We start from the raw sequence: 22,125 nt of genomic DNA, 5'->3' as shown, positions 1-22,125 counted from the left end.
GCAGCCCTGGGAGACGAGTTGCAATATTCTCAAGTGATCGTTCCCTAATCTGAGGTGGGGCTCTCTCAAGGAACTATTCAATGTCACCTGGCAAACCTCATTTTTCGTCCGACGGTGGGGCGTCGGAGCTCCGCCTGATGGCGTGAAAGTTGCGCTGCTCGCCTGTCCGCTCAGCTGTCCCGCGGACGCGCATGTCAAAAACGCCGGCTCTTCTCTCGGCGTCGATGCCAGCACCATATGTCCGCGGTCATTCGACCAGGCCGGCACGCCCATCACGCCGTCAACAAAGAGGAATTCGGTGGAGCGAAGATCCTCTGAGGCGCGTGTCAGGCGGAGCTACTGATCAGAAACTGAGCTGGTTCGGATTCATTGTGCGGGTCTTGGCGTGAAGCATGCTTCCCCCTAGCCGTTCGGTTCCGCGAACAGTGCGGACGCCCCTTCAGCAGCGCCTTTCGGGCGGGAGGTGGAAGGGGTGATTTGCACAGTGGAGTCACCCATCCGGGCAGTGACCGTCCGCCCCGACAGTATACGAAGAGCCGACTCGGCTTGATCAATGCTTTACCCATGTGATGGGCGTCACATCACAAATATTTTCGCGGAATTTGAGATTCCAATTGTGCTTTGTTCTCCCCTCGGGATTTGTTCGCATGTAAAAAGGGTGTCGGGTCGGTGCTCTGCTCACCGACTCCAAGGACAAAGGAATCCGAGTCGGCGGAGTGTCCCTGGTGGCGTACCGCGGACGCGGTATGCCGAGGAGCCCCGTACTCCCCTGGGAGGGGTGCCGGTTCGACCTGCGGTCGACAACTGTTCGACAGCTTCACCCCGTACCGTTGACGCATGGATCTTCGACTGCCCGGACTCCACGGGCTGCTGCGGAGGCCCCGGAGGCTCCTCGCCGCCGGGGCCGCCGTCGTCGTCCTCGCGGGCGCGGGCACGTGGACGGCCGTCGCGAACGACGAGACGCCCCCGGTCCACCGCGAAGACCGGTTCCTGGCCACCGGCGACGGCGTCCGCATCGACACCTCGTTCTTCACCTCCGGAGCAGACCGCCGCCGCCCCGCCGTGCTGCTCGGGCATGGCTTCGGCGGCAGCAAGAACGACGTACGGCAGCAGGCCGAGGACCTCGCCCGGGACGGCTACGCGGTCCTGACCTGGTCGGCCCGAGGCTTCGGCAAGTCCAACGGGAAGATCGGCCTCAACGACCCCGAGGGCGAGGTCGCCGACGTCTCGAAGCTCATCGACTGGCTGGCGAAGCAGCCCGATGTCGAACTCGACAAGAAGGGCGACCCCCGCGTCGGCCTGGCAGGCGCCTCCTACGGCGGCGCGATCGCCCTGCTCGCCGCGGGCCGTGACGACCGCGTCGACGCCATAGCCCCGGCGATCACGTACTGGAACCTCGCCGACGCCCTCTTCCCGAACGGCGTCTTCAAGAAGCTCTGGGCCGGCATCTTCGTCAACTCCGGTGGCGGCTGCGAGAAGTTCGAGCCCGCGCTGTGCCGGATGTACGAGCGGGTCGCCGAGGCGGGCAAGCCGGATGCCGAGGCGCGCAAGCTGCTTCAGGAGCGTTCGCCGTCCGCCGTCGGGAAGAACATCAAGGTGCCGACGCTGCTGATGCAGGGCCAGACCGACTCCCTCTTCCCGCTCGGCCAGGCCGACCAGGCCGCGAAGGCGATCCGGGCCAACGGCGCTCCCGTCGACGTCGACTGGATCGCCGGCGGCCACGACGGCGGCGACATGGAGACCGGCCGGGTCGAAGGCCGCGTGACATCCTGGTTCGACCGCTACCTCAAGGACGACGAGAGCGCCGACACCGGCCCCGCCTTCCGCGTCACCCGCACCCTCGGCACGGGCTCCGGCGACGGCGAACCCCGCCTGACCGGAGTGACGTCGGACCGCTACCCCGGTCTGGAGAGCAAGCAGCGTTCCGTCTCCCTGGCCGGCCGCGAGCAGAGCTTCGACAATCCGCCCGGCGCCAGCCCGCCCGGCGTCTCCGCCCTGCCCGGCCTCGGCGGCGCCGACGGCCTCAGCCAGCTGTCCACGCTCGGCATCGGCGTCTCCCTGGACTTCCCCGGCCAGTTCGCCGCGTTCGAGTCCGCGCCGATGCGCGAGGACCTCCAGATCACCGGCTCACCCACCGCGACCGTGCACGTGAAGTCCACCGGCGACGACGCCGTGCTCTTCGCCAAGCTCTACGACGTCGGCCCGGGCGGCGGCACCCAGCAGGTGCTGCCCTCCCAGCTCGTCACACCCCTCAGGGTCGACGGCGCCAAGGCCGGCAGGGACGTCACCATCACGCTCCCGGCGATCGACCACGAGATCGACGACGGCCACCGGCTCCGCCTGGTCCTCGCCTCCACCGACCTCGGTTACGCCTCCCCGACGGCCCCGGCGACGTACACCGTCTCCCTCGAGGGCGACCTGAAGGTCCCCTCGGCCCTCGGGCAGCGCGACTCCCAGGACGGGCTGCCCGCCTGGGTGTGGTGGCTGCCGCTCGCCGGTGCGGGAATCGCGCTCGCGCTGATCCTCACGGGCCGCCGCCGCACCGCCGCACCCGCACCGCCGGACCCGGCCCTCGCCGAAGTCCCCCTCCAGATCACGGACCTCACCAAGCGGTACGCGAAGTCCACCGACCGGTACGCGGTCAAGGACCTCTCCTTCCGCGTGGAGCAGGGCCAGGTCCTCGGCCTGCTCGGCCCCAACGGGGCGGGCAAGACCACCACCCTGCGCATGCTGATGGGCCTGATCAAGCCCGACGGCGGCGAGATCCGCGTCTTCGGCCACGCCATCGGCCCCGGCGCCCCGGTCCTCTCCCGGGTCGGCGCCTTCGTCGAAGGTGCCGGCTTCCTGCCCCACCTGTCCGGCCGCGAGAACCTGGAGCTGTACTGGCGCGCCACCGGCCGCCCGCCCGAGGACGCGCACCTGGAGGAGGCCCTGGAGATCGCGGGCCTGGGCGACGCCCTCGCCCGCGCCGTGCGCACCTACTCCCAGGGCATGCGCCAGCGCCTCGCCATCGCCCAGGCCATGCTCGGCCTGCCGGACCTGCTCATCCTCGACGAGCCGACCAACGGCCTCGACCCGCCCCAGATCCGCGAGATGCGCGAGGTGATGATCCGCTACGCCGCCGCCGGCCGCACGGTCATCGTCTCCAGCCACCTCCTCGCGGAGGTCGAACAGACCTGCACCCACCTCGTGGTGATGGACCACGGGCAGCTCGTCCAGGCGGGCCCGGTCGAGGACATCGTCGGCTCGGGCGACACCCTCCTCGTCGGCACGGCCACGCCCGTGGACGAGCCCGTCGTGGAGAAGGTCGCCGCCCTGCCCGGCGTCGCCTCGGCCGTGCGCACCGACGAGGGCCTCCTGATCCAGCTCGACGCCGACGGCACCCCGCAGCGCCTGGTCGCCGACCTCGTACGGCTGGACGTGGCGGTCGCGTCGGTCGGCCCCCACCGCCGCCTGGAGGACGCCTTCCTCACCCTGATCGGAGCCGAAGCATGAGCACGCTCGCCGAGCCGCCCGTCGAGGTCGCCGACGGCTACCGCGCGGGCCGCACCCTGCCCTTCCGCGTCGAGCTGGCCCGGCAGCTGAAGCGGCGCCGCACCATGGTCATGGGCGGCGTCCTGGTCGCCCTGCCGATCATCCTGCTGATCGCCTTCCAGGTCGGCGGTGACCCGGGCGGCAACAACAACCGCGTCAACCTCATGGACACGGCGACCGCGTCCGGGGCCAACTTCGCCGCCGTCAACCTCTTCTCCGCCGCGGGCTTCCTGCTCGTCATCCCCGTCGCCCTGTTCTGCGGCGACACCGTCGCCTCCGAGGCGAGCTGGTCGTCCCTGCGCTATCTGCTCGCGGCCCCCGTGCCCCGGGCCCGGCTGCTGTGGTCCAAGCTCGCCGTCGGACTCACCCTGAGTCTGGCCGCGATGGTCCTGCTCCCGGTCGTCGCCCTCGCCGTGGGCACGGCGGCCTACGGCTGGGGGCCGCTCGAACTGCCCACCGGCGGCATACTGCCCACCGGCACGGCCGCCCAGCGCCTGCTCATCGTGGTCGCGTACATCATGGTGTCCCAACTGGTCACCGCCGCACTGGCGTTCTACCTCTCGACCAGAACGGACGCCCCGCTGGGCGCGGTCGGCGGCGCGGTGTTCCTCACCATCATCGGCAGCGTCCTCGACGAGGTGACGGCCCTCGGCGACTGGCGCCACTTCCTGCCCGCGCACTGGCAGTACGCCTGGCTCGACGCCGTCCGGCCCCAGCCGGAGTGGTCGGACATGATCCAGGGCACGTCGATCTCCGTGACCTACGCACTCGTACTGTTCGCCCTGGCCTTCCGCGGTTTCGCCCGCAAGGACGTCGTCTCCTAGGCCGACGGACAGGCCAGCGGACAGGTCAACGGCCAGGCCAACGGCCAGGCCAGCGGACAGGTCAACGGAGGATCACCCACCGGTCTCGAAAGCCCGCCCCCGTGGCCGCTTCGAGACGCTTCCGCAACGCCCCGTACCGCACGTTAGGGCCCCCTGCACCGTCACAGTCGCAAGAAGCCGACACCAACGGATGCAGGGGGTACGGACGATGGAGCGGTTCCGGACACGAACAGCGCTGCTCGCCCTCACGGCCGCGAGCGGCCTGCTGCTCACCGCGTGCAGCGGCAGCGCCGACTCGGGCGGGAGCAGCAAGGCCGCCGACCGCCCCGGCTACGGAGCGGCCGAGCCCGCACCCGCCCACGGCGACGAGGACGGCACGAGCGAGCGGGACGACCGCCGGGAAGACCCCGACCACCTCTCCACCTTCGCCCTCGACGTCGACACCGCCTCCTACGACTACGCCCGCCGGGCCCTCGCCGACGGCCGGCTGCCCGACCCGTCGACCGTCCGCCCCGAGGAGTTCGTCAACAGCTTCCGCCAGGACTACGACCGCCCCGACGGCGACGGCTTCTCGGTCACCGTCGACGGCGCCCGCACCGACGACGAGGACTGGTCCCTGGTCCGCGTCGGCCTCGCCACCCGCACCACCGAGCGCACCGGCGAACGCCCGCCCGCCGCCCTCACCTTCGTCATCGACGTCTCGGGCTCCATGGACGAACCGGGCCGCCTGGACCTCGCCAAGGAGTCCCTCTCGGTGATGACGGACCGGCTGCGCGACGACGACTCGGTCGCGCTCGTCACCTTCAGCGACGAGGCCGAGACCGTCCTGCCCATGACCCGCCTCGACGGCAACCGCGACGAGATCCAGGACGCCGTCTCCGACCTGGACACCCAGGACTCCACGAACCTCGGCGCCGGCGTCGAGACGGGCTACGAGACGGCCGCCGAGGGCCTGCGCGAGGGCGCCACCAACCGGGTCGTCCTCATCTCCGACGCGCTCGCCAACACCGGCGACACCGACGCGGACGCCATCCTGGAGCGCATCGCCGGCGAACGCCGCGAGCACGGCATCACCCTCTTCGGCGTCGGCGTCGGCAGCGACTACGGCGACGCCCTGATGGAACGCCTCGCCGACAAGGGCGACGGCCACACCGCCTACGTGTCCGACTCCGAGGAGGCTCGCAAGGTCTTCTCCGAGCAGCTCCCGCGCAACGTCGACCTCACCGCCCGCGACGCGAAGGCCCAGGTCGCCTTCGACCCGGAGACGGTCGAGGAGTTCCACCTGGTCGGCTACGACGACCGGCGTGTCGCCGACGAGGACTTCCGTGACGACCGCGTCGACGGCGGCGAGGTCGGCCCGGGCCACACCGTCACCGCCCTGTACGCCGTGCGCACCCGGCCCGGCGCCGAGGGCCACCTCGCCACCGCCACCGTGCGCTGGCTCGACCCGGAGACCCGCGACCCGCACGAGGAGGCCGGCGACCTGGAGACCGACGCCCTCCACGGCTCCTTGCGCGCCGCCCCCGGCCGTTTCCAGGTCACCGCGGTGGCGGCCTACTTCGCCGACGCCCTCCGCTCGCGGGACGGCCGCTACGACCGCCTTCCGGGAGCTCCGGCCGGTTTCGCCGAACTCGCCGACCGGGCTCGCGTGTTGTCCGACACCACTGAGGACGGGGCAGTGCGCGCACTCGCCCGGGCCATCGAACAGGCGGACCGGCAGCGGGACTGAAGACCTCCCGGCGTCACGGGACGGGACGCGGGCCAACCGGGTGAACCTGCGGAACCAATTCTTCTGCACCGGGTTGATGAGGCAGTAGAGCATGCGGCGCCACGAGAAAGGAACGCGCAGTGCTCAAGGAGGCAATGATCGCTGCGGCGGCCGCCGCTTCCGCCATTGATGTGCCGGTGACGGCCGCTGTCCCGGCACTCGCCGGCGGACCGGCCGTCGCGCAGGGCAACGGCGAGTAACGCTGCCTCCGCAGCCCCTGTGCCGCGAGACGGCGTTCCACACGCCTGATTCCTGTTCAGCGCTGCGACCTGTTCATGCCGCCGCACCGTCGGCCCTGGATGTGGATCCCCGCACCGAGGCCGGCCGCCCCGATTCTTCAAGCAGGAGGACAACTGCAATGCGACAGACCCTGAGCAAGGGAGCGTTCGCGGCGGCCGCCGCCACGGGGCTTCTGTCCCTGTACGGCAGCCCCGCCCTCGCCGACTCCGATGCGTCGGGAGTGGCGAAGGATTCCCCTGGTGTGCTGTCCGGGAACAGCGTGCAGGTGCCGGTCGAGGTGCCGGTCAACGTGTGCGGCAACACCGTCAACGTGCTCGCGGCGCTCAACACCGCGTTCGGCAACTCCTGCAGGAACATCTCGCACAAGTCGTCGGGCCACGAGGCGGGCGCGGACGCGTCGGCGGTCGTCAAGGGTTCTCCCGGCGTGGGGTCCGGGAACAACGTGCAGGTGCCGCTCGATGTGCCCGTGAACGCCTGCGGCAACAGCGTCGACGGGGGCGCGCTGTTCAACGACGCGCTCGAGAACGACTGCGAGAACGGCTCCTACGGCGGCGGCTACGGCGACGACGACAAGCCGTCGACGGAGGAGAAGCCGAAGCCCCCGGCCAAGGACGGTTCCGTCCCGCCGCACAGCGAGACGCCGCGTTCCACGACTCCGGACACCGAGGACTCGTCCGTCACCGAAGAAGCGGAGGAGCAGGAGGAGCAGGAGGAGCCCAGCACCCTGCCCCAGCTGGCCGAGACCGGCAGCGAGGCCCTGGCGGCGGCATCGGCCGCCAGTGCCGTCCTGATCGCGGGCGGAGTGATGATGTACCGCCGCGCCCGCACCACCTCGTCCCGCTAGCCGTTCCCCCGGGTGGCCGGGTGCCGGACAGTTCTCCGGCACCCACACCCGCACGCCGGGGCCGCCCCGGACCGCATCACCCGCACCCCCCGTCGACCGAGGTCCGGGGGGTGTCGGCCGTCGCGTCACACCGGGTTGCCCGACCGCGCTCCGGCACAAGAGCGGGCCGCTGACGACGCTGTCGCCGTCAGCGGCCCACGGCTCACCGTGCGGGGTGCCCCGTCAGCGGTGCGCGGGCGACGGCGACTCGCTCCGGCTGCCGTCCACCGGCGCGGGGACGATGCCGCCCACCGGCGTCGCCCCGAGTCGGCGGCGTACCCCGCGGACGAGTGTCGACGCCGTGAAGGACGCGCCCTGCACGAAGCGCATGGCCGGGCCGAAGCCCGAGGCCGTCACCAGCCCCGCGAGGAACAGGCCGGGGTAGGAGGACTCGAAGCTGCGCCCGACCTCCGGGGAGCCGTCCGGCAGTGCCGCCAGCGTTCCGCGCAACTCGGGGGAGAGCAGTCCGAGCCGGTCGCAACGCGCCCGGAACCCCGTGGCGGCGATGACGTGTTCGGTCTCCAGACTGCGCAGGGCACCCGTACGGCTCGCCATGTCCAGCCGTACCCCGCCCGGCACCGCACAGGCCGCGGTGACCTCATGGCCCGGCAGCAGCTCCACCACGCCCTCCACCCGGTCCCGCACCCACCACGCGCCCGCCGGCCCCAGCGCCGTGGTCGCGATGCGTGCCCGGGTCGGCTCCGGCAGCCGCCGGAAGAGATTCGGGCGCTCCGCGTAGAACCAGTTCCGCCAGCCGGGGCCGAGGCCGCTGTGGGGGGAGCGGGCCGACTGGTACCAGGGGCGCTCCCAGGGCGGCGGCACGTCGTTCCACCGCAGCTGTTCCGCCCGCGCCAGCACACGGACACGCGTGCCCTGTTCGGCGAGCAGTGCCGCCGTTTCCAGGGCCGCCTGCCCGCCACCGATCACCGTGACGTCCTTGTCGCGGAAGCGGTCGAGGTCGCTGTGGTGGCTGCTGTGCGTCACCAGGGCGGGATGCAGTGCGCGCAGTGCCTGCGGTACCTCGACGAACGGCATCACGCCGACCGCCAGGGCCACCGTTCGCGCCTGCACCTCCTCCCCGTCCTCGGTGACCGCCGTGAAACCGCCGGGCCCGGCCGCCACACGGCTCACCGTGCGCTCGTCCACCTCCGGTACGGCATTGCGCGCGAACCACAGGCCGTACTCCGCGAACGCCTCGACCGGGATCGGCTGCGCATGACGTGCCGTCAGGCCGTGCTGCTCGCAGTAGACGTCCAGACGCCACTGCCCGGCCGGGTCGGAGAGGTTGGACGCCCACGGTTCCGACTTCAGGAACATGCCGCGGGGCATGTTGTCCCGCCAGGACGCCATGGGCCGGCCGAACACGCGCAGGTTCAGCCCGGCGGCCGCGGCGTGGGACGCGATCGACAGACCGTACGGGCCTGCGCCCACCACCAGAAGGTCGTACACCATCAACTGCTCGCTTTCTCGTTGTCGGTCCGGGAGGGCGAGGCCGCCCGGGGGATCAGCCGGGGCGTCGGCACCGCCGTCGTGCCCAGCCGCTCGTACAGCCGGCGGGACACGTGCCGGCACCACTGGGCCCACATGACCCGTCCGGGGGAGCGGTCGTCCGCGGCGTACCAGGCCAGTTCGCGCCCGCCCGGCGCCGCACGCAGCGCCGCCATCGGCGCGTAGTTCTCCACCACGAACGCCCGCCCGGCCATCGGGGCCCCGGCCGGCAGGGAACGGCCCGTCAGATCCAGATGCAGGGCCCGTACGACGTCCAGGCCCGTGCTGTCCGCGAAGAGCCGGAACTGGGCTCCGGCGCGTGGGTTGAAGTCGAGCAGGTGGTAACGGCCCGTCTCGCCGCAGCGGCGGAAGTCGAGGTCGAAGATGCCCCGGTAGCCCAGCTCGCCGGTGAGCCGCTCGGCCAGCGCCTGCACCTGGGGGTTGGGCGTCCAGCAGCCCACCGCGGTCAGGCCCGCGCCCCGCGGCCAGGCCTGCTGCTTGCGGCCCGGCCCGCCCGCGCGCACGCTGCCCGAGCGGTCGGCGTAGCCGTGGAAGAACCAGTCCCGGTCCGGACCCGGTGACAGGTACGCCTGGAGCAGCAGCCGGCTGCCCGCTTCCCCGGTACGCAGGAACAGGTCCCGGGCCTGCTGTGCGGACCGCACCAGGACCGTGCTGCGCAGCCCACTGCCGGTGGGCAGCAGCCAGGGACGGCTCCACTTCGCCACCACCGGCAGCCCGAGCCGCCGCACGGCCTCGTCGACCTCGGCCGGACCGTCCGGGGTCAGCGTCAGCGGGTGCGGGACCTCGGCGGACGCGCACACGGCGGCCAGTTCCGCCTTGTCGGCGACGCGCTCGGCCAGGGTGCCGGGCATGTCCGGCAGGAGGTAGCAGGACGCGAGTTCGTCGCGCGCCCGCGCCACGGTGATCGCGCTCGCGTCGTCCATCGGGACCAGGACGGCGGGCCGCGCGATCCGGTCGGCCACGCGGCGCAGCACGGCGAGGATGTCCTCCGTGGACGCTCCCGGAGGCGGCGGGGGGTGCATTTGACGTACGTAACGTGACGCTCCGACGGGACTTCCCGCGGTATCAGCGACGACGTGTACCTCCACTCCCGCCCTGCCGAGCGAGCGCACGGCACCCAGTGTTCCGTGGTGAAAAGGATTCCGGTCGATCCGCAGCACAACAGCGGGGACGCGGATGTCGAGCAGCGACACGAATTCTCTCTTTCTCTTCGATCGGCTCACCCGCACGGGCGAGCCCGGCACTCGAAAGCCGCAACGGCACTGGCGCTCCAGGCTTTTCTGTGACTCACTTATATGACTGCCCGTCAATAACACCAATTGCGGCAGCACTCCGGACGAGAGCGAAGAAAGGAACAGGCATGGCCCCACAGCACAGGCGGGCCAAGGCCCGCCGGCTGACCTTGGGCGCGGCAGCGGTCGCCGCGTCGGCCGCCCTGGCGTCCGGCCTCGTGTCGGAGGTGGGGGTGGCGCAGGCCGCCGAGCCCCGGGCCCCGGCGCCCACCCCGGTGGCGCCCGCCGCCACACCCTCGGCCCCCACACCTCCGGCCGTCGACCAGCCCCCGGCGCCCGTCGCCACACCCTCGGCCCCCACACCTCCGGCCGTCGACCAGCCCCCGGCGCCCGTCGCCACGCTTTCGGCCCTCACACCTCCGGCCGTCGACCAGCCCCCGGCGCCCGCCCCGGCCACCACCGCGGCGGCCGGTGAGGGGATTCCCGCCTTCGGCGTCTTCCTCAAGTCCGACGCCCGCGGCGTGGCGCGGATGCCGCTGTTCAGCCACTGGCTGGGCGGCACGGAACTCCGCGTCGGCCACACCTACCTGCCCGGACACCGCTGGCGCGACATCGAGGGTGCCGCCGACTTCCTGGACGTGTGGGCGCACTGGCGCAACGAGAAGGCCGACCGGATGCTGGTCCTCAACGTCCCCATGCAGGAGCGCAACGAGGAGGGTGTCTCCGACAGCGAGGTCAGACAGCTGCTGCGGCGCGGCGCGGCCGGGGAGTTCGATCACCACTTCCGTGTCCTCGCCGAGCGGTTGGTGAAGCTGAAGGTGCCGGACACGGTCATCGTGCTCGGCTGGGAAATGAATGGCACCACGTACACCCATCGCTGTGGGCCGGACCCGGAGGCCTGGAAGAAGTACTGGAACAGGATCGTCGCCACCATGCGTTCCGTGCCGGGCCAGCAGTTTCGGTTCGATTTCACGCCGAGCCGTGGCCAGGATGCCGTTCCCTGGACGAAATGCTATCCGGGAGACGACACGGTCGACGTCATCGGCATGGATTCCTATGACCAGCCGAACGGAATGTCGTTCGACCAGCAGGTGAAAGAGCCCTACGGGCTGCAGCACCACGTGGATTTCGCGAAGGCTCACGGCAAACCCATTTCCTACCCGGAATGGGGGCTCTTCCGCAACGGTGACAATCCCGAGTACATGCGGCGCATGCTCGCCTGGATGGACGAGTACAAGCCGCTCTACAACACGCTGACCGACTACTGCCCGCACGGTGTGTGGCAGTGCGGAGCCAACCCGAAGTCGTCCCACCTCTACCGGTCCGCCCTGTTCGGCCGCAGCGACCAGGCCGCACCGCCCCTCACGCCCACGCCCACGCCCACGCCGACCCCGCCCGGCACGACGCCGCCCCCGGCGGACTGCACCCCGCTGGACCTGGGCAGTTGGGTGGAGGAGTGGCTCGGCGGGAAGCTCTGCCTCCGCTTCGACTGGTGGTGATCCGCCAGGTCGGTGAAACACCGCTCCCCGGTGCCGTGCCGGTCCGGGCCCGCCGTCGTCACCGTTGTCCGCGCACATCGGCGGCGGCGGCCGGGCCGGGCACCGAGGGGGCCGGGGCGCTCTCGCCGTCCCGGCCGCCCTTCCTGGGCCGCGCGAGCAGGGCCAGGCCGCCCAGCAGACCGCCGGCGCTCGCCCCCACCAGACCGGTCACCGCCGGTGACGCGGACGTCGGCTCGCGCGGCTCCACCGCCCGGGAGAACTGCACGAGCCGCACATGGGTGCTGTCACTGCTGTCCTGCGCGTGGCGGGTCAGCGAGCGGGTGACCGCGTTGGCCATGTCGACGGCGAGGCCCGGCCGCGAGGACGTGGCCGAGACGGCGACCATCGGCGCGTCCGGCGACGTCGCCGTGCGCACACTGTGCTGCAGGGTGCGCACCGGAACGCCCGCGTACACCTGAGCGTCCCCGAGCACCGCGAGCTGCGTGGCGACCCGGCCGTACGCCTGGGCGAAACCGAGGGCGGCGTCCGGCGTGGACTTCTCGGTGGGTACGGCGATGACGTAGCTCGTGGCCGTGTACGTGGAGGGTGTGAGCAAGCCGTAGGAGCCGCCGAGCAGACCCCCGACGAGGGTGCCGGCCGCCAGCACGGTCCACAGGGGAAGGCCCCTGAGACGAGCCGGGGACAGGCGGTGCTGACGGGGCGGAGTGTCGGTCATGAGGAGGTGGCTCCCAGGGGTGAGAGGGACGGCGAACTGGAGACCGCTGTCGCGTACACGTCCGAGAGACGAGCCGCGCAGTGGGTGATGCTGTAGTGGCGGGCGACCTCCGAGGCCCTGCGCGGCCGGGCGCCGGCCGCCCGGACCTCGGCCATCGCGCGGGCGTACGCCTCGGGGCCACCGCGCACGCACCGGGCCCCGGCGGCAGCGGACGGCCGCACGTCCTCGATGGCCGGGCAGGAGGCGTAGAGCACCGGCAGTCCGGACGCCAGAGCCTCCACGGCCGCCAGACCGAAGGCCTCCTCCGTGGACGGGGACGCGAGCAGGTCCATCGCCGAGGTGAGTGAGGGCAGGTCCGGACCCGAGGAGTCGTCGCATACGTAGGGACGTTCGCCGGCGAAGACGACACGCTCGGCAACCCCGGCCTCGTGGGCCGTGCGACGCAGGGCGTGCTCCTCGGGGCCGCCGCCCACCAGCAGCAGCCGGCACTCGTCCGGAAGCAGGGCGAGCGCGCGGACGAGGACGTCGAACCGCTTCCCCGCGGTGAGCCGGCCGACACCGCCCACGACCCAGGCGTCCTCCGGCAGGCCGAAATGCCGGCGGGCGTGCGCGCGCCGCTCCGGGTCGAAGCGGAAGCGGTCGAGGTCGATGCCGTTCGGGACGACCTCGATGCGGGGCGCGGGCACGCCCCAGCGCTTCAGGCGCTCGGCCACCGTCGGGGAGACGGCGACCGTCGCCGAACCGAGCCGCTCACTGGCGAGGTACAGCCCCCGCACCCCCGCGGTCAGGCTGCGGCCCTCCATCTGTGAGTCGCCCAGGGAGTGTTCGGTGGCGACGACCGCCCGGACCCCGGCCAGGCGTGCGGCGAAGCGGCCGTAGACGCAGGCCCGGTAGAGGTGGGTGTGCACCAGGTCGTAGCCCCCGGTGCGAATCAGCCGGACCAGGCGCGGCAGCGCCGCCAGGTCACGGTTGCCGCCCATGCCGAGATGCGCGACACGGACGCCGTCGGCCGCCAGGCCCTCGGCTACCGCGCCGGGGTTGGTGAGCGTCACGACATCGCACTCGACGGGCAGATGACGCAGCAGCAGGCGCAACTGCTGCTCGGCCCCGCCGACCCCGAGGCCGGTGATGATGTGCAGAGCCCTCATCTCACAGGCCCTCCACCGGGCGCCGGCGCAGCCGGTGCAGCCAGTGCTTGAGACGCAGGCGCCACGCCGTGTCGTCCTGGCCGACGTACACGCGCGGCAGGGCGTGCGGACCGGTCAGCGGGCCCGGGTCGATGGCGCAGGCGTAGGTGTACCCCGCCTCCCGTACGGCCTGAACGGCGCGGGCGTCGATCGTGCCGTACGGGTAGCAGAAGCCGTCGACCGGGGTGCCGGTCAGCTCCTCGAGCTGTGCGCGGCTCTCGGCGACCTCGGCCCTGAGCGTCAGGTCGTCCGCCTTGGTGAGGTCGACGTGCGTCAGCCCGTGCGAGCCGATCTCCACACCTTCGGCGGCCGCCCGCCGGATGCCGTCGCCGGTCAGCAGCGGCTTGCGCGGGCCGAGCGGATCCCAGGCGTTGTCGCCGCCGAGCCGTCCGGGCAGCACGAAGAGGGTCGCGCCGCAGTCCCAGCGGTGCAGCAGCGGCAGGGCGTCGGTGACGAAGTCGGCGTACCCGTCGTCGAAGGTCAGCCCGACCAGGTCGTGCCCCTCGCCCCGGGCACGGGCCGCGAGCAGCTCGGTCACGGACACGCCCCGCAGCCCGCGCCGGCGCAGCCAGGCCAGCTGCTCCTCGAGCCGTGCGGGCGTGACCGTGATGCGGTACGGGTCGTCCGAGCAGTCGCCCACCGAGTGGTACATCGCCACCCAGGGGGCCGGGCCCTTGCGCGGGGCCCGGGGTCTGTCGGTGTCGAGGGAGTCAACGGAAACGGCCATGTGTCAGCCTTCGTGTGACGGCGCGTAGGGAGCGCAGAGCGGACGCGGAACTCTGGGCCCCGAAGGCCCAGCTGAGCGGGACGAAGACGAAGGTCACGGTCAGCAGGCCGGCCGTGAGGCCCGCCGCCGGCGACGGCAGCCGGCTCGCGGCGAACGCCCCCGCGGCCGTGGCGGCGGCCGCGGCGGCCACCAGCCTGCCCAGCTCGGCCAGCACCGGCCGGACTCGGACCGAGACGCCGTGCGTGCTGTCCGGCCGGCCCGTACGCAGCCCGGCGAGCAGCAGGGTCGCCGTGACCGTGATGCCGAGGGCGTTGGCGGCGGCGATACCCGCCACTCCCCAGGAGTGCACGGCGCCGGCGCCGAGCCAGGACGTCACGACGATGCCCGCCGCCATCGCGCCGAGGGGGTACCAGGTGGCCCGGCCCGCCGAGAAGTAGGACCGCACGAGGGCGCCCACCAGGGTCTGGCCCAGCAGCCCGAGGGCGTACACGCGCATGACGTCCGCTGTCGCGTCGGTGTCGCCCGGGGTGAACGCTCCCCGCTGGAAGAGCAGTTCGATCATCTGGGGGGCGCAGGCGACCACCGCGCACATGCCCAGCAGCACCAGCCACGAGGCGAGCGCCAGATCCCGCTCCACACGGCTGCGGGCCCGCGCCGTGTCGCCGTCCGCGAGAGCCCGCGCCACCACCGGGAAGGTGACGGTGCACACCATCAGCGACAGCGTCATCGGGATCTGGGCGACCTTCTGCGCGTAGTTCAGGTGCGAGATGGCACCGGCGGGCAGGCCGGAGGCGAGGAAGCGCTCCGCGAGGACCTGCGACTGGCGGCACAGGGCGAAGAGGAGCACCGCGGCGACCAGGGCGAGTTGCATCGGCCGCTCCTCGGCCACCGCCCCGGCCTTGGCGAGGTGCGGCGTGGGCGACGCCAGCCGCCGCCACAGCGACGGCAGTTGCACCGCCACCATCAGACAACCGCCCGCCGCGACCCCGACCGCGGCGGAGCGCACGCCCCAGCCCTCGCCGAGCAGGAACATCGCGGCGATGATGCCGGTGTTGTAGACGACGTAGATCGCCGCGGGCGCGAGGAAACAGCGGTGTGCCCGCAGGGCGGCACTGCAGTACCCGGCCAGCCCGAAGGCCAGCACGCAGACAGCTGTGATCCGGGTGCAGTCGGCGGCGAGCCCGGGGTCGGGCAGACCGGGGGCAAGAGCCTTGACCAGATAGGGAGCCGTGCCGGCGATCAGGGCGGCCACCGCGGCGAGGGCGAGGCAGAGCCGGGGCAGGGTGGCGCCGACCAGGGCGCGGACCGGGTCGCCCGGCGCGCCCCGGGCACGGCGGGCCAGCGCCATGCTGAACGCCGGGATCAGCGCGATCGCCAGCCCGTCCTCGATGAGCAGCGTGGCGGCGAACTCCGGAACCGTCCACGCCACCAGGAAGGCGTCGGTGTCGCTCCCGGCGCCGAACAGCCGCGCCAGTGACTGGTCGCGCACCAGGCCGAGCAGTGAACCGGCGATGGACAGCGATGCCGTGACGAGCGCGGCCCTGGCCAGGAAGCTCCCGGAGACCGACGACGGCGCCGAGGCCTGGTCGGTACCGTCGCCGGTCTTGGTGGCGGCCCGCGCCGGGGGCACGGTCACCGCGTCGTCCGTTTCGGAGCCGGGGGAATGCGAAGGCACCACCGTCATCGCGCCAGGGCCTCCTCGGCGCGCTCAGGCACCGTGCAGCGGGGCGCCTCCGCGCGCGCGTCGCCGGTCAGCGCCCACCAGGCCCCGAGCCCCATCGCCACGGCGATCAGCACGGTCGAGGGTCCGCCGATGTCGCCGTACATGAAGTCGGTCAGCAGCCAGATCAGCAGCCCGCAGGCGACGAGCCCGCAGTCGGCTCCCGGGCCGCGGTCGCGGACGCGCACGAGCCGCCGCACTCCGCACACCAGCAGCGCCAGCCAGCTTCCGGCGAGCGCGAGCAGCCCGATGAGGCCCTGCTCGCTCAGCACCAGCAGGTACATGTTGTGCGGAGACAGCAGCGGCTGCCGCTGGTACGCCGCTCCCGCGCCTTCGGTCTCGCTGCCCGACGACAGCGCGAGCGTGGCGTGTCCGTCCCGGTACTCGGGGAAACCCTTCAGCCCGACCCCTGTCAGCGGGTGCTGCCGCCAGATCTCCGTGGCGGACGCCCACAGGGTGTACCGGTCCACGACGGACTGGTCGGGGGCGTCGGCGACCTGGGCGATGCTGCCGATGCGCTGCTGCAGAAGAACCGAGCCCACCCCGAACCCGCCCACCAGGATCACACCGGCGGCGACCGCCGCCGCGGCCACCTTGAGAGCGCGCCGCCATCCGGTCAGGACCAGCTGCACGGCACACGTCAGGAACGTCGCGATCCATGCTCCCCGGCTGAAGGAGAGCGCGAGCGGCAGCAGCAGCACCGAAGCGCACGCGGCGGCGGCCGCCCGCTGCCGTACGGACACCCGGCCCAGCGCGAGACCGACCGCGCACACCAGGCCGAGGGAGACCGCCGTCGCCATGCCCATCACGTCGTGCGCCCCGAAGGTGCCCACCGCCCGGATGTTCGCGCCCTGGTAGGAAGCACCGGTCCGGGTGACGAACTGGTGGACGCCGAGGGCTCCCTGGCACAGACCGAGCCCCACACAGGCCCAGGCCACCATCCGGAAGCCGGTCCGGTCGCGCAGCAGCAGCAGGACGGCCGCCGGAACGAGAACGAAGGTCTGCAGATAGCGTCCGAGACCGGTGAGCCCGGCCTGCGGCGAGAACGCCCCCATGGTGGAGAGCGCCAGCCCCACGACCGGCAGGCCCAGAATCACCGCGGCGGCGGGCGAGAGCGGGCGCCGCCGTTCGAACACGAGACGGATCACGCAGTAGACCACCACCAGCCCGGAGAACACGTCGGCGGGCCCCGCTCCGTCCGACGTCAGTGGCAGCGCCAGCAAGGCCGGCACGGCCACCACGAGCAGGGCCGGTGTCAGCGCGGCGTCGCGCAGGGGAAGCGGTGTCAGTGCGAGGCTCACCTGTCTCAGCTCCCCGTGGGACGTACCACCGTGGCGGCGGTGCGCAGCAGAATGCAGACGTCCTGCCACAGGGACCAGTCGTCGATGTAGGCGTTGTCGAAACGGCAGCGGTCCTCGATCGAGGTGTCGCCGCGCAGGCCGTGGATCTGGGCCAGGCCGGTGATGCCGGTCCGCATGCGGTGGCGGACCGAGTAACCGGGATAGGTCTGGCCGAACTGAGCGACGAAGTAGGGGCGTTCGGGTCGGGGTCCGACCAGGCTCATGTCGCCCCGGAGCACGTTCCACAGCTGGAGCAGTTCGTCGAGCGAGGTGCGCCGCAGCATCCGGCAGAACCAGCGCATCTCGTTCTCGTTCGCCACGCTCCACCGGGTCGCCGACTCGTGCTCGTCGACCGGGCGGTGGGTACGGAACTTCAGCAGTGTGAACGGCTCGCCGCCCCTGCCGATGCGCTCCTGCCGGAACACCACACCCGGCCCGTCGCTGATCCGCAGCACCGCGGCGAAGGTCAGCAGCAGCGGGCTGACCAGCAACAACAGCGCCCCCGACACAAGGATGTCGAGCGTCCGTTTTGCCGCACTGTCACGCCGGGCCGGGGACATGTCCAGCCGTCGGCAGGAGAACCCGGCCAGCCGTTCCCGCGTCGCGTACGACGGGGTCTCGGCGTCGACTTCCCAGACCACGCAGCCCGACTCGGCCAGCGCCCGCAGCAGCGGCTCCTGTTCGGCGCGTACGGAGGGGTGCACGGCCAGCACCGCCCGCACCCCGTTCTGGATGACCGCGCGCTCGACCTCCTCGGCGGTCGTCAGCACCGGCAGCGTCTCGGTGCCCTCCGGCTGCTCCGCGACGATCCCCACCGGCCGGACCCCGCAGCGCGGGTGGCGAAGTACGGCGGCGGCCACCCGCTGCGCGGTCGTGACCGGGCCGAGGACGAGAGCCGTGTGCGGGTGGCGCAGCAGCGCGGCGCGACGCCGCGCGTGCACGGCTCCGCGCAGCGCGCAGCCGACCGCCGTGTGCAGGGCGAGGCCCGTCAGCACGGTACGCAGGGACAACGCGTGCTCCGGCCGGTACGCCGCGAGGAGCGCCGCGAGAGCCAGCCACGCCACCACGATGCGGCCGCACAGGGCGGGCAGTTCGTCCAGCAACCCGGGCACCGTCGGCCGCCCGTCGCGGCGGCGCAGCAGCGACGAGGCGATGATCAGCAGGGTGACGAGGAGGGGGTGGCGCTGGGCCCCGGTCAGCACGAGCGTGCCCGCGAGGGCGGCGAAGCCGTCGGCCAGGAGCAGCGGAACGGGTGAGGCCGGCCGGGCCGGGGGCCGCGGGGCGGACGACCGGAAACCGGTGGTCGTGCCGCGCGGGGGCATGACCGAGACTGGTGAGGACCCGTGGTCCCGCGGCGGTACGCCGGGGGAGGGCACGGTACGTTCGGCGGTCACGAGTGGATGGACTCCCTGTACTCGGTGGGCTCGACGCGCTGTGCCGGCCGGTTCGTCTCGGCGCGACGTCCGGTGTCGAGCGGCTGACCGTGCTCAGCGCTGGGGGTGGTGGCGGTCCATGGGCCGAGCAGGTCGCGATAGACGTCCGAGACGGCCTCGGCGGTGTGCCGCACGTCGTGGGCGGACAGCACGTGCCGGCGGCCCTGGTCGCCGAGGGTTTCGCGCAGCAGGGGGTCTGCCAGCAGCGCGGTGACGGCTTCGGCCAGGGCCGCCGGGTCCTCCGGCGGAACCAGGCACCGGGCGGAGGTGGAGGACGGCAGACTCTCGCGGGCGCCGTCGACGTCCGTGACCACGACCGGCCGCCCGCAGGCCATCGCCTCCAGCGGCGCCAGGGCCATGCCCTCCCAGCGGGACGGCAGCACGACGACATCGGCGGCCTGGTACCAGGGGGAGGCGTCGGCTACGGCGCCCGCGAACACCACGGATCGCGGGGCGCTCTCGCGAAGCCGGTCGTGGTCCGGCCCGTCGCCGACCAGGACGAGGCGCGCGTCGGGCACCTGCTGTTCGACGGTCTCCCACGCCTGCAGCAGGACGTCCTGCCCCTTCTGGCGGCACAGCCGCCCCACGCACACGGCGAGCGGTGCCGTGGGGTGGAGGCCGGCGAGCGGGGCGAGTCCGGCCCGTACGGCGCCCGCGGCGGCCGGGCGGAAGCGCTCCGGGTCGATGCCGTTGGGGACGACGGTCCAGCGGCCGGTGATCCTGGCGCCCATGCCGGTCGCGCGTTCCGCCTCGCTCACACACACCACGCGTGAGGCCCATCGCGCTCCCCAGCGCTCCCACATGAGCGCCAGGGTCGCGGTGCCCCCGCCGACCGCCTCGAACGACCAGGCGTGCGGCTGGAAGACCGTCGGGATCCGCCCGCGTACCGCGAGGCGTCCGGCGAGTCCGGCCTTCGCGCTGTGCGCGTGGATCAGATCCGGACGCACCTCGTCGATGACCCGGGCCAGGTGCCGTACCTCCCGGAAGAGCGACGTACCGGGAGACCGTGTGGCGTGCCAGTGCCGTACGCGCGCGCCGAGCGTCCGCAGTTTCGTGGTGAGCGCGCTGTCGGGGCAGGCCACGGTGACGTCCAGGCCGTCCGACAGCTGCGCCTGGACCAGGTCCGTGACGACGCGTGCGACACCGCCGTCCACCGGCTGGGTGAGGTGCAGGACTCTGGGATGAGGTGCGGCGGATGACAGGTGCATGTGCGCGGATTCCTCGCTCGCGAAGGCGTTCGGGGCGGGCGGCGACGTACTCACCGCCGTGCGTCGACGGCGGCGAAGAGCACGCCGGCCCACGCCGCGTCCTGCTGAGACTGGATCCGGAAGGTGGCTTGGTCCCCGCCGTTCTGCAGGGCGCTTCCGAGGTCGAACACGTCGGAGTCGTAACCGAGGGTGTTGGCGTGGGCGGGCACACGCGACGCGTCCGCCCCGGGCTCGCTGATGGTGGAGTTGAGGACGTCGTCGCGGGGGTTCGCGGAGTTGCTGAGGGCGGACGCGGACTGGCCGGCCGTCACGGTGAACGAGTCTCCGCCGGTGCCGCGGTCGCCGTTGTACGTCACCAGGCCCGCACGGCCCCACGCGCCCGCGGGGAAATCGAGGCCGCCCAGGCCGAGCTCCACGGCACCCAGGGGGGTGAAGCCGTCCCAGACCGTGAGGTGCCGCAGCGGCTCCGCCGGGTTCTCGTAGGCCACCACGAGCGTCCAGCCGCCCCAGGCCCCGGCCGTGGACCTGCCCATGGCGATGTTGATCTGCGCCACGGTGTACAGGCCCGCTCCGCCCTCCCGCACCAGCCGTGTCACGTCGGCCGAGGCCTGGAAGGCGTCCATGCCGTCCATGACGCGGTGTCCGACCGTCGTGTCCGCGAGCAACTCCTTGTACTCGCCGCCGGGTTCGGCGATCAGCACGCGCCCGTTGTCCTGCGGCGGCTTCTGTTCCCCCACGCGCAGATTTCCACCCCAGTAGAGGCGCGCGTACGTCACCCGGGAGCCGCTGGGCAGACGCACCTCCCCGCGGGAGGAGTTGTACGTGTTGGCGTCGCGGTCGACGTCGACGTAGAACATGTCGAAGTCGCCGTTCACACCGGGGCCGCCTGCCTGGGCCTCGGAACACGAAGAACCCTGGGCCGTGCGGCAGGTGATCGATGCGTTGGCGGCGCGTACGATGCCGCCGTGCTGGAGCGCGCGGTACCGCTCGGTGAAGCTGAGACGCTCGGCTTCCGGCGCGGGCGCGGCGGCCGGTGCGGCGGAGGGTGAACCGCCGGCCGCCCACATGGCGGCAAGGGCGAGGACGCCCACGGTCGCGCGGCGGAACAGCGGGCCCAAGGAATGACGCATGACCGGTCGTTGCCCTTTCGAACGGGGGGCCGTGGCAGAGCGCCACGAATGCGATGTGTCCGCGCTGAGAGTGCGTCGGGCGGTTCGCAACTCTAGTCACCAACCGGACATAGTCGATGAAATTCGATGAAATCTGACAAGTGTGTCGGAATCGTGAAACCGCACGTCTTTACCGGTTCCGGCCGCCGAGTCGCCCCCGGGGACGGCTGCCGCTCGGCGCGGGCCGCGGCCTTGCTCCATCAGGGTTCGAAAGGGTGCGCCCTGACAAACCGTCCGATCAGGCCGGACGCAGCAAACGGGGGAATTGTGAAATCCCGAAAAGCGTATGAGCGGTTGCAGGAAGTCGTGGGCGCTTTCACGGTGGGCTCAAGATCCAACGCCGTCGAAAGGAATCCCCATGTGCGCTCTGTCCGCACGGCGCATCGTGTCCGGCGCGCTCTGCGCCGCCCTTCTGGTCGGGATCACCGGCCCCGTCGCCATGGCGGCCGAATCGTCCCGGGGGCACGGCCACCGTGCGGCGCCCGAGGCCCGGCTTCCCGGCGCGGACGCGCGCCTCGCGCAGGTCGGGAAACTGAACTGGGGTGAGCTCACCCCCGTCGCCGACCTGCTGAACGCCGTGCTCCGGGACAGCGACGGGAAACTGCCCCCGGCCGAGGCCGCGCGGCTGGCAACCGCCGCGAAGGCCGCCCTGGCCGAGTCGGCCGCCCACGGTGTGCCGACCTCGCTCGTGTCGACGATGGTGCGACTGCCGGCTCCCGCCCTGCCCGCCGCGATGCCGGGCGTGTCGGTGCCGCGCGCCGCGGACCCCGTGACCGACCTGCTGGACCTCGTGGTCGGAGCGGTCGACGGCCTCCTGAAGACGATCACCTCTGGTGTCGGCGGCGTCCTTCCCGCGGTCGACGACCTGCTGGGCGGGGTCGACGACCTCCTCGCCGCGCTGCTCGGGGGCAACCCGTCGCTCCAGGAGGAACCCGCCGTGTCGACACCGTCCGACGATGTGGCCGGCGAGTCGTCCGCCCCGTCGCCGGCGGAACCCGAGGAGACGGCCGTCACGCTCCCCGGTCTGCCGCTGCTGGAGCCGGTGCTGCCACCGACATCCTGACCCCGCCCGGTCGTGGGGGGGGGGGGCCGCCGCCCGGGCCCCCCCCCGGGTGTGTGGGGGGTGTTTATTTTTTT

At 72.4% G+C, this 22,125-nt stretch carries 16 protein-coding genes; 6 read left to right on the top strand and 10 right to left on the bottom strand.

The window, feature by feature from the left end; translation table 11 throughout:
* Positions 1 to 837 precede the first annotated feature (837 nt).
* The 4 genes from ACFY5B_RS04495 to ACFY5B_RS04480 all read left to right on the top strand — a co-directional run bounded on the left by ACFY5B_RS04495 (position 838) and on the right by ACFY5B_RS04480 (position 7,210).
* On the top strand, positions 838 to 3,495 hold the full coding sequence (locus tag ACFY5B_RS04495; protein ID WP_389964376.1) for a CocE/NonD family hydrolase: 2,658 nt from the start codon (positions 838 to 840) through the stop codon (positions 3,493 to 3,495).
* Complete coding sequence (locus ACFY5B_RS04490) at positions 3,492 to 4,358, top strand: ABC transporter permease (protein WP_389964373.1); 867 nt, start codon at positions 3,492 to 3,494, stop codon at positions 4,356 to 4,358. The genes ACFY5B_RS04495 and ACFY5B_RS04490 overlap by 4 nt, the downstream gene beginning before the upstream one ends.
* A 208-nt stretch (positions 4,359 to 4,566) precedes the next feature.
* Positions 4,567 to 6,087 carry a von Willebrand factor type A domain-containing protein gene (locus ACFY5B_RS04485; RefSeq protein ID WP_389964370.1) on the top strand — a complete coding sequence of 507 codons (1,521 nt, stop codon included), beginning with the start codon at positions 4,567 to 4,569 and terminating at the stop codon, positions 6,085 to 6,087.
* Positions 6,088 to 6,484: 397 nt separating this feature from the next.
* Positions 6,485 to 7,210 carry a chaplin gene (locus tag ACFY5B_RS04480; RefSeq protein WP_389964368.1) on the top strand — a complete coding sequence of 242 codons (726 nt, stop codon included), beginning with the start codon at positions 6,485 to 6,487 and terminating at the stop codon, positions 7,208 to 7,210.
* A 222-nt stretch (positions 7,211 to 7,432) separates the two neighbouring features.
* Here ACFY5B_RS04480 and ACFY5B_RS04475 read toward each other — a convergent pair whose 3' ends face one another.
* Together ACFY5B_RS04475 and ACFY5B_RS04470 are read right to left on the bottom strand one after the other, a co-directional pair.
* On the bottom strand, positions 7,433 to 8,701 hold the full coding sequence (locus ACFY5B_RS04475; RefSeq protein WP_389964365.1) for an NAD(P)-binding domain-containing protein: 1,269 nt from the start codon (positions 8,699 to 8,701) through the stop codon (positions 7,433 to 7,435).
* Entirely contained in the window at positions 8,701 to 9,951 is a 1,251-nt protein-coding gene (locus tag ACFY5B_RS04470; protein WP_389964362.1) for an ATP-grasp domain-containing protein, read from the bottom strand. Before ACFY5B_RS04470 ends, ACFY5B_RS04475 begins: the two co-directional genes overlap by 1 nt.
* A gap of 167 nt (positions 9,952 to 10,118) precedes the next feature.
* Here ACFY5B_RS04470 and ACFY5B_RS04465 point away from each other — a divergent pair, with 167 nt between their 5' ends.
* Positions 10,119 to 11,489 carry a glycoside hydrolase family 26 protein gene (locus ACFY5B_RS04465; protein ID WP_389964359.1) on the top strand — a complete coding sequence of 457 codons (1,371 nt, stop codon included), beginning with the start codon at positions 10,119 to 10,121 and terminating at the stop codon, positions 11,487 to 11,489.
* A gap of 58 nt (positions 11,490 to 11,547) precedes the next feature.
* Here ACFY5B_RS04465 and ACFY5B_RS04460 read toward each other — a convergent pair whose 3' ends face one another.
* From ACFY5B_RS04460 to ACFY5B_RS04425, 8 genes are read right to left on the bottom strand one after another with little or no spacing between them, the layout of a single operon-like run.
* Positions 11,548 to 12,204 carry a lipopolysaccharide biosynthesis protein gene (locus ACFY5B_RS04460; RefSeq protein ID WP_389964357.1) on the bottom strand — a complete coding sequence of 219 codons (657 nt, stop codon included), beginning with the start codon at positions 12,202 to 12,204 and terminating at the stop codon, positions 11,548 to 11,550.
* The gene (locus ACFY5B_RS04455; protein WP_389964354.1) at positions 12,201 to 13,352 is read right to left on the bottom strand and encodes a glycosyltransferase; all 1,152 of its coding nucleotides are present in this window, start codon (positions 13,350 to 13,352) and stop codon (positions 12,201 to 12,203) included. Before ACFY5B_RS04455 ends, ACFY5B_RS04460 begins: the two co-directional genes overlap by 4 nt.
* A 1-nt stretch (position 13,353) precedes the next feature.
* On the bottom strand, positions 13,354 to 14,118 hold the full coding sequence (locus ACFY5B_RS04450; RefSeq protein ID WP_389964351.1) for a polysaccharide deacetylase family protein: 765 nt from the start codon (positions 14,116 to 14,118) through the stop codon (positions 13,354 to 13,356).
* Positions 14,102 to 15,802 carry a lipid II flippase MurJ gene (locus ACFY5B_RS04445; RefSeq protein WP_389964348.1) on the bottom strand — a complete coding sequence of 567 codons (1,701 nt, stop codon included), beginning with the start codon at positions 15,800 to 15,802 and terminating at the stop codon, positions 14,102 to 14,104. Before ACFY5B_RS04445 ends, ACFY5B_RS04450 begins: the two co-directional genes overlap by 17 nt.
* Complete coding sequence (locus tag ACFY5B_RS04440) at positions 15,799 to 17,139, bottom strand: O-antigen ligase family protein (RefSeq protein WP_389964345.1); 1,341 nt, start codon at positions 17,137 to 17,139, stop codon at positions 15,799 to 15,801. Before ACFY5B_RS04440 ends, ACFY5B_RS04445 begins: the two co-directional genes overlap by 4 nt.
* Before the next feature lie 5 nt (positions 17,140 to 17,144).
* Positions 17,145 to 18,572: an exopolysaccharide biosynthesis polyprenyl glycosylphosphotransferase gene (locus ACFY5B_RS04435; RefSeq protein ID WP_389964342.1), complete on the bottom strand. Its 1,428-nt coding sequence runs from the start codon at positions 18,570 to 18,572 to the stop codon at positions 17,145 to 17,147.
* On the bottom strand, positions 18,569 to 19,819 hold the full coding sequence (locus ACFY5B_RS04430) for a glycosyltransferase family 4 protein (protein WP_389964339.1): 1,251 nt from the start codon (positions 19,817 to 19,819) through the stop codon (positions 18,569 to 18,571). The genes ACFY5B_RS04435 and ACFY5B_RS04430 overlap by 4 nt, the downstream gene beginning before the upstream one ends.
* Positions 19,820 to 19,869: 50 nt before the next feature.
* Positions 19,870 to 20,949, bottom strand: a complete 1,080-nt coding sequence (locus ACFY5B_RS04425) for a DUF3344 domain-containing protein (RefSeq protein WP_389964336.1) — start codon at positions 20,947 to 20,949, stop codon at positions 19,870 to 19,872.
* A gap of 397 nt (positions 20,950 to 21,346) precedes the next feature.
* Here ACFY5B_RS04425 and ACFY5B_RS04420 point away from each other — a divergent pair, with 397 nt between their 5' ends.
* Positions 21,347 to 22,051, top strand: a complete 705-nt coding sequence (locus ACFY5B_RS04420; protein WP_389964333.1) for a hypothetical protein — start codon at positions 21,347 to 21,349, stop codon at positions 22,049 to 22,051.
* The last annotated feature ends 74 nt before the right edge of the window (positions 22,052 to 22,125 follow it).

The organism is Streptomyces sp. NPDC013187 (assembly GCF_042899705.1).
GTDB lineage: Bacteria > Actinomycetota > Actinomycetes > Streptomycetales > Streptomycetaceae > Streptomyces > Streptomyces hawaiiensis_A.
The sequence above is the reverse complement of the archived record's forward strand: the minus strand, read 5'-3'. Positions and strand labels throughout refer to the sequence as shown.

Coding starts and splice junctions, on each gene's coding strand:
- ACFY5B_RS04445 (WP_389964348.1), bottom strand. CDS start 15,802: ATGACGGTGGTGCCTTCGCATTCCCCCGGCTCCGAAACGGACGACGCG.
- ACFY5B_RS04420 (WP_389964333.1), top strand. CDS start 21,347: ATGTGCGCTCTGTCCGCACGGCGCATCGTGTCCGGCGCGCTCTGCGCC.
- ACFY5B_RS04455 (WP_389964354.1), bottom strand. CDS start 13,352: ATGAGGGCTCTGCACATCATCACCGGCCTCGGGGTCGGCGGGGCCGAG.
- ACFY5B_RS04480 (WP_389964368.1), top strand. CDS start 6,485: ATGCGACAGACCCTGAGCAAGGGAGCGTTCGCGGCGGCCGCCGCCACG.
- ACFY5B_RS04490 (WP_389964373.1), top strand. CDS start 3,492: ATGAGCACGCTCGCCGAGCCGCCCGTCGAGGTCGCCGACGGCTACCGC.
- ACFY5B_RS04465 (WP_389964359.1), top strand. CDS start 10,119: ATGGCCCCACAGCACAGGCGGGCCAAGGCCCGCCGGCTGACCTTGGGC.
- ACFY5B_RS04450 (WP_389964351.1), bottom strand. CDS start 14,118: ATGGCCGTTTCCGTTGACTCCCTCGACACCGACAGACCCCGGGCCCCG.
- ACFY5B_RS04475 (WP_389964365.1), bottom strand. CDS start 8,701: ATGGTGTACGACCTTCTGGTGGTGGGCGCAGGCCCGTACGGTCTGTCG.
- ACFY5B_RS04430 (WP_389964339.1), bottom strand. CDS start 19,819: ATGCACCTGTCATCCGCCGCACCTCATCCCAGAGTCCTGCACCTCACC.
- ACFY5B_RS04425 (WP_389964336.1), bottom strand. CDS start 20,949: ATGCGTCATTCCTTGGGCCCGCTGTTCCGCCGCGCGACCGTGGGCGTC.
- ACFY5B_RS04485 (WP_389964370.1), top strand. CDS start 4,567: ATGGAGCGGTTCCGGACACGAACAGCGCTGCTCGCCCTCACGGCCGCG.
- ACFY5B_RS04495 (WP_389964376.1), top strand. CDS start 838: ATGGATCTTCGACTGCCCGGACTCCACGGGCTGCTGCGGAGGCCCCGG.
- ACFY5B_RS04460 (WP_389964357.1), bottom strand. CDS start 12,204: ATGACCGACACTCCGCCCCGTCAGCACCGCCTGTCCCCGGCTCGTCTC.